Source organism: Streptomyces sp. ISL-12 (assembly GCF_018614415.1).
GTDB lineage: Bacteria > Actinomycetota > Actinomycetes > Streptomycetales > Streptomycetaceae > Streptomyces.
In genome coordinates this window covers 61,283-67,425 of sequence record NZ_JAGGOO010000009.1, presented here as the reverse complement: position 1 = coordinate 67,425, position 6,143 = coordinate 61,283, and the positions used below count along the sequence as shown (strand labels likewise).

The following is a 6,143-nucleotide window of genomic DNA, read 5'->3' as shown; positions in this document are numbered from 1 at the left end:
GGTTCGCGACGCAGGTCCGCGCTGCGCGTCGGGGCCTCAGGCGTGGAGGACGACCTTGCCGGCGACGGTGCCGGACTCGGCCAGGCGCAGCGCCTCGGCGGCCTGGGTGAGGGGCAGCTCGGCGGCGATCTGGGCGGTGATGTCGCCGCGCCGGAGCGCCTCGAAGACCTCGGTGAGGTCGGCGCGCAGCCGGGCCCGGAACCGGTCCTTGGACAGGGCGCGGCCGGCCCAGACGTTGTAGAAGTAGGCGTGGCGGCGGTTGGGCAGGGCGTTCCACAGCCACACCCGGCCGAGGAGCTTGAGCACGGGCCACTGCTTGGAGCCCTCGTCGTCGCGGGTGGAGGCGGTGCCGTACGAGACGAGCGTGCCGCCGGGCGCGAGCAGCCCCCAGGAGTCGACGATGCTGCGGCCGCCGACGTGGTCGAAGACGGCGTCCACGCCGCCCGGGGCGAGTCGGCGGACGCGGGCGGGGATGTCCTCGGTGCGGTAGTCGACCGGGGTCACTCCCCTTTCCCGCAGGGCGTCGTGGTGGCGCGCGGAAGCGGTGCCGATCACGTCGGCGCCCGCGGCCCGGGCGAGCTGGACCAGGACCGAGCCGACTCCCCCGTTGGCGCCGTGCACCAGGACGGTCTGCCCGGCACGGACGCGGGCCTGACGGTGCAGCATCTGCCAGGCCGTGATGCCGTTGATCACCAGGGTCTCCGCCTGTGCCGCGCCGATCCCGTCCGGCACCGGCACCACGTCGGCGGCGTCGACGACCACGTGGCTGGCCCAGCCGCCGACCTTGAGCAGCGCGGCCACCCGGGTGCCGACCAGGCTCGGGGCGACCCCGTCTCCGGCCGTGAGGACGGTGCCGACCAGGTCGTAGCCGGGGACGAAGGGGAACGGCGGCTGATCGTAGTAGCGGCCGCGGCGCATCTGCTGCTCGGCGAAGGAGACACCGGTCGCTTCCATGCGGACGACGACCTGACCCGGGCCGGGGGCCGGGACGGCTCCCTGCCGCACCTGCAGCCCCTCCGGCTCGACCTTGCCCGGCAGCACGACCTCGATCATTTCCCCAGCACTCATGGCGACCTCCATCGACCTCTCACCAGCGGCGGTTAGCGGCTGGTGCTTTCGTTAGAAGTTATAACGCCACCTGGAGTGACGGTCAAGAACTTTCGTAATAGGGTCTAACCATGAGCGTGGACGAACCGCTCGTACGGCCCCGGGAGCCGGTGAGCCGGCGATCCGACAGGGAAGGGACGAGCACATGACCGCCGTCGGCAAGGAGACCCCCCGTGAGCGCTACCGGACCCAGCTCCGGTCCGAGATCAAGGAGCGCGCCTGGGAGCAGATCGCCGCAGCGGGGGCGCCGGGGCTGTCACTGAACGCCATCGCCAAGCAGATGGGCATGAGCGGCCCCGCGCTCTACCGGTACTTCGCCGGCCGGGACGAGCTGATCACCGAGCTGATCCGCGACGCGTACCGCAGCCTCGCCGACGCGATCCGCTCCGCCGCCGCGCCGGGCGCGGATCTGGCCGTACTGGGGCACGCGCTGCGCGCCTGGGCACTGGACGACCCCCAGCGCTACTTCCTCGTCTACGGCACACCGGTCCCCGGCTACCACGCGCCCGACGACATCACCGCGATCGCCGCGGAGATCATGGCCCCCCTCCTCGACGCCGCCCAGCGCGAGACCGGCACGGCCGTGGACGCCCCGGCCGACGGCCACCCCGGCACCGGCACCAGCTCCGGCGCCGGCCTCGACGCCCGTCTGGAGGCCCATCTGGCCGAGCACCGGCAATGGGCCGCCGACCACCCGGCACCACCGGCCGCCCTGAGCCGCGCCCTGGTCTTCTGGACCCGCCTGCACGGCCTCCTCTCCCTGGAACTGGCGGGCCACTTCACCGGCATGGGATTCGACCCGGCCGAGCTGTACGACAGCGAACTGCGCCACCTGACCCGGTGAGCGCGCCCCACGACGGGTACCGCACAGGGCGGCTGCCGCCGGACCGGCCGGCCTGATCGCCCCGAACCCGCGCCCGGACCGGGCTGTCACCGGTCTGTCTGTCACCGGTCTGTCTGTCACCGAGGGCGGACGGCCCGCCTCACAGGGGCCCCCAGGTCTCGGCCTGCCGGTGCAGCTGACGCTGTACCAGAGCGACGGGCGCCGGCGCGGGACCGGAGCGCGTGACGAGATAGAGGGTGTTGAGCGGCTGGATCTGCGTGTGGTGCAGCAGTTCCAGCGAGCCGGCGGCCAGGGCGGGGTCGGCCAGGTAGCGGGGCAGTACGGAGATCCCGGCGCCGGCGACGACGGCGGCCAGCACGGCCCGCAGGTCGGGCACGATCACCGAGACCGGGTTGGGCGGCCGGCGGCCGAACTCGCTGCGCCAGTACCGGCGGACGATCGGCAGTTCCCGGCTGTAGGCCACGATCGGCAGATGGGCCAGGGCGGCCAGGGGGTCCTCGGCCAGCCAGTCCTGATCGACCGAGCGGGCCGTCGTGGGGGTCGCCACCAGGACGAACTCCTCGTCGACGAACGGTACGGCGGCGAGTCCGCGCCGGCCGGACGGGGGGCGGACGGAGGAGACCACCAGGTCGAGTTCCCCGTCGGCGAGGGCGGTGAGCAGGTCCTCGGCCAGTCCGAGCGTGATGTCCAGGCGCAGGCCGCCGCCGGCCAGGGGCGCCAGAGCCGGTATCAACCGGGAGGCGGTCAGCTCCCCCGCCGCGCCGAGCCGGACCGTACCCCGATGGGCCTGGCCGTCGGCGTCCTGGGCCAGGGCGCCGCGCAACTGGTCCAGGGGAGCGGCGACGCGCCGGGCGAGGTCGTGCGCACGCGCTGTCGGTAGGGCCCCGCGCCGGGAGCGTTCGAAGAGCACGGTGTCCATCTGCTCCTCGAGCCGCGCCAGTTGCCCGCTGACGGCGGGCTGGGAGACGCCGAGGGCGGCGGCAGCGGCGGTCAGTGATCCGCGGCGGTAGATCTCCAGGAAGCTCGCCAGCAGGTCGAGGTCGCTCATGCAAGCACCGTACATAAGAAAGCTTATGGAAGGCTTCGGACGCCCACGGGATTTTGATGGAAAGTGGGTGGTGTTCCGACACCCACCGAACCCGGAGGAAACCGTCATGGCGAAGATCCTGATGATCGTCTCGGCCGCGGACACCCTGGTGCTGGCCGACGGCAGCGCCCACCCCACCGGCTACTGGGCGGAGGAGGTGGCCGTGTCCCACAAGGTGCTCGTCGAGGCGGGCCACCAGGTGGACATCGCCACCCCCGCCGGAGCCCGCCCCACCGTGGACCCCATCTCGCTGGACGAGCGGGGCGGCGTGCAGGCCGCCGACGGGGCCGAGTTCCGCGCCTACCTGGACTCCATCGCCGCCGACCTCGACGCGCCGCTCGACCTGGGCACGGTCAAGGCCGCCGACTACGACGCGCTCTACCTGCCCGGCGGGCACGCCCCGATGGCCGACCTGGCGGACGACCCCGCGCTGGGCGCCCTGCTCACCGAGGCCGACCAGCGGGGCCGGACCGTCGCCGCGCTGTGCCACGGCGTCGCCGCCCTGCTCAGCGCCACCGACAGCGCCGGGACGTTCCTGTTCGCCGGCCGCGGCCTCACCGGCTTCACCAACGAGGAGGAGCGGCAGGGCGGCCTCGGCGACGCCGCGCCGTGGCTCGTCGAAGACCGCCTCGGCGAGCGCGGCGCGCACTTCCGGGCGGGCGCGCCGTGGTCGGACACCGTCGTCGTCGACGGCAACCTGATCACCGGGCAGAACCCGCAGTCCAGCTCGACCACGGCGAAGGAAGTCCTCGCGGCCCTGCGCGACGCCTGACCACGACCAGGACACCGGTTAAGGGGGTGTCTAGACCTCTCCCCTCTCGGCCGAACACGCCAAACACCTTAGAGGGGACGAGAGTTGCCCCGAACGAGTAACCCCTCTGTGTGGTGTATGGTGCGAAGTCAGTGACGCCGACCGGTGGGCGAGCGGCGACGGCAGGAGGAGACCCACGTGACCGGCAGCGCTCCCCACGTCATAGCGGGCCGCCTGCGGCGCGGGCGTGACCGGGGGTTCACCGGGCGGACAGCGGAACTCGCTGTTTTCCGCGCCGCTCTGGCCGGTGACGAGGGAGCCCCGGCCGTGCTCTTCGTGCACGGACCCGGGGGCATCGGCAAGTCGATGCTGCTGCGTCGCTTCGCGGCCGAGGCGCGGGCGACCGGCCGGCCGGTGCTGGAGATCGACGGCCGTACGGTCCAGCCGACACCGGAGGCGTTCGAGCGGGAGGCCGGGGCGGCTCTCACCGAAGACGGCACGGTCCTGGTCATCGACACCTTCGAACGCTGCCAGGGGCTGGAGGGCTGGCTGCGGGACAGGTTCCTGCCGAGGCTGCCGGACGGCGCGGTGGCGGTGATCGCCGGGCGGCAGCCGCCGGACACGGAGTGGACCTCCGACCCGGGGTGGGCGGACCTGCTGTACCGCATGGCACTGCGCAATCTGTCCCCGGACGAGGCCGGCGCTCTGCTCAGCGCCCGAGGAGTGCCCCGGCAGAGCCAGGCCGAGCTGCTGGCCTTCACCGGCGGGCATCCGCTCGCCCTGGCCCTGGCCGCCGCGGTGGCGGTCCGCGAACCCGCCCGTACCGCCACCCGGTGGAAACCCAGCATGGATGTCGTGGCGACCCTGCTCTCCCGGCTGGTCGGCGAGGTTCCCTCACCGCTGCACCGCCGGGCGCTGGAGGTGTGCGCCCGCGCCCACGTGACCACGGAGACACTGCTGCGGGTCGTCCTCGGCGACGACGCCGCCGCCCTGTTCGCCTGGCTGCGCACGCTCCCGTTCATCGAGTCCGCGCAGGACGGCCTCTTCCCGCACGACGTGGTCCGGCAGGCGCTGGAGGAGGACCTGCGCTGGCGCGACCCGGACGGCTACGCCGAACTGCACGGGCGGCTCGGCCGCCACCTGTTCGAGCAGATCCGCACCTCACCCGCGGACGGGACGCTGTCCGCCGTGCGCTCCTTCCTCTTCCTGTACCGCGACGACCGGTACATGTCCGACTTCAACAGCTGGCGGGAGGCGGGCGAGGTACGGCTGACCCCGTACGAGGCGGAGGACCGGCGGCGGGTCGAAGCACTGGCGGCCGAGGTCGAGGGCGAGGAGTCGGCCGCCCTCGCGGTGGCGTGGCTGGAACGCCGCCCGGACGCGTTCCGGATGTGCCGCACCGCGCGCGAGAACAAGGCGGTCGGCTTCTCCGCCTGGCTGCGGCTCGACGAGGCCCCGCACGCGTTCCACGACCCGGTGGCCGAGGCGGCCTGGAACCACGCGCGGGCCACCCGGCCCCTGCGCGACGGCGAGCACGTGGCGGTGGCCCGTTTCTCGGTGACGGCGCCGGAGTACCCGAAGATCTCCCCGGTCGAGAACCTCCACCAGTGGCGGACCCTGGCCGAGGCCGCGAAGTCCGAGGGCCGGGTGGCGTGGATGTACGTCGCCGTACGGACGGGGACGTTCTGGACGCCGTACATGACCAGCCTCGGGCTGCGTCCCGTAGCGGAGCGGCCCCGGGTGGGCGCCCTGACCTACACGCTGTTCGCCATCGACTGGCGGGTCCAGCCGGTGCGGGCCTGGGCCGAGGAGAAGACCCGGCTGATGCTGTCCCACGTCCGGGACGGGTCGCGCACCGTCGGGACGGGCGGCGAGGAGGTGCGGCCGGACGCGGAGTTCACCGTCCTGTCCCGCCCCGAGTTCGACGCCGCGCTGCGCGACGCGCTCCGCGCCTTCTTCCGCCCCCAGGAGTGGTCCGCGAACCCGCTCACCCGCAGCAGACTGACAGCGGGCACCGGCCGCCCCCTCCCCCAGATCCTGGCGGACGCGGTCGAGGGCCTGCGCTCGGAAGCAGGCGGCGAGAAGTACTACCGCGCGGTGTCCCGGACCTACCTCGCCAAGGGCATGCCCACCCAACAGGTGGTCGCCCAACGGCTGGGGCTGCCCTTCAGCACGTACCGCAGACACCTGACCGGAGGCATCACCCGGCTGTGCGACGCGCTGTGGCGGCAGGAGATCTACGGCCAGCCGGCGACGACCGTCCTGCCGCAACCGACGGCACGGGACCTCGTGGCGCAGGATCACTGACCGGTCCGGCCGGCGGTGACCGTTCCGCCGGCCGGGGCCGCCCTCCG

General features: G+C 73.4%; 5 protein-coding genes. 3 read left to right on the top strand and 2 right to left on the bottom strand.

The genetic code is table 11. From position 1 onward, the window contains the following. Window positions 1-36 precede the first annotated feature (36 nt). Window positions 37-1,068, bottom strand: coding sequence for a medium chain dehydrogenase/reductase family protein (locus J7I94_RS02540; protein ID WP_215164794.1), 1,032 nt, complete (start codon window positions 1,066-1,068; stop codon window positions 37-39). Window positions 1,069-1,252: 184 nt separating this feature from the next. Between J7I94_RS02540 and J7I94_RS02535 the strand changes: the two genes are divergently transcribed. Next, the gene (locus J7I94_RS02535; RefSeq protein WP_215164793.1) at window positions 1,253-1,951 is read left to right on the top strand and encodes a TetR/AcrR family transcriptional regulator; all 699 of its coding nucleotides are present in this window, start codon (window positions 1,253-1,255) and stop codon (window positions 1,949-1,951) included. A gap of 139 nt (window positions 1,952-2,090) precedes the next feature. Here the strand turns inward: J7I94_RS02535 and J7I94_RS02530 are convergent, their stop codons facing one another. After that, entirely contained in the window at window positions 2,091-2,999 is a 909-nt protein-coding gene (locus J7I94_RS02530) for a LysR family transcriptional regulator (RefSeq protein WP_215164792.1), read from the bottom strand. Window positions 3,000-3,105: 106 nt separating this feature from the next. Between J7I94_RS02530 and J7I94_RS02525 the strand changes: the two genes are divergently transcribed. Together J7I94_RS02525 and J7I94_RS02520 are read left to right on the top strand one after the other, a co-directional pair. Beyond that, the gene (locus tag J7I94_RS02525) at window positions 3,106-3,810 is read left to right on the top strand and encodes a type 1 glutamine amidotransferase domain-containing protein (RefSeq protein ID WP_215164791.1); all 705 of its coding nucleotides are present in this window, start codon (window positions 3,106-3,108) and stop codon (window positions 3,808-3,810) included. Between the two features lie 177 nt (window positions 3,811-3,987). Then, window positions 3,988-6,096 carry an ATP-binding protein gene (locus J7I94_RS02520; protein WP_215164790.1) on the top strand — a complete coding sequence of 703 codons (2,109 nt, stop codon included), beginning with the start codon at window positions 3,988-3,990 and terminating at the stop codon, window positions 6,094-6,096. Window positions 6,097-6,143 lie beyond the last annotated feature (47 nt).

What these genes read in the sequence shown, in the direction of transcription:
- J7I94_RS02540 (WP_215164794.1), bottom strand. Translation starts at nt 1,068, where the DNA reads ATGAGTGCTGGGGAAATGATCGAGGTCGTGCTGCCGGGCAAGGTCGAG.
- J7I94_RS02535 (WP_215164793.1), top strand. Translation starts at nt 1,253, where the DNA reads ATGACCGCCGTCGGCAAGGAGACCCCCCGTGAGCGCTACCGGACCCAG.
- J7I94_RS02530 (WP_215164792.1), bottom strand. Translation starts at nt 2,999, where the DNA reads ATGAGCGACCTCGACCTGCTGGCGAGCTTCCTGGAGATCTACCGCCGC.
- J7I94_RS02525 (WP_215164791.1), top strand. Translation starts at nt 3,106, where the DNA reads ATGGCGAAGATCCTGATGATCGTCTCGGCCGCGGACACCCTGGTGCTG.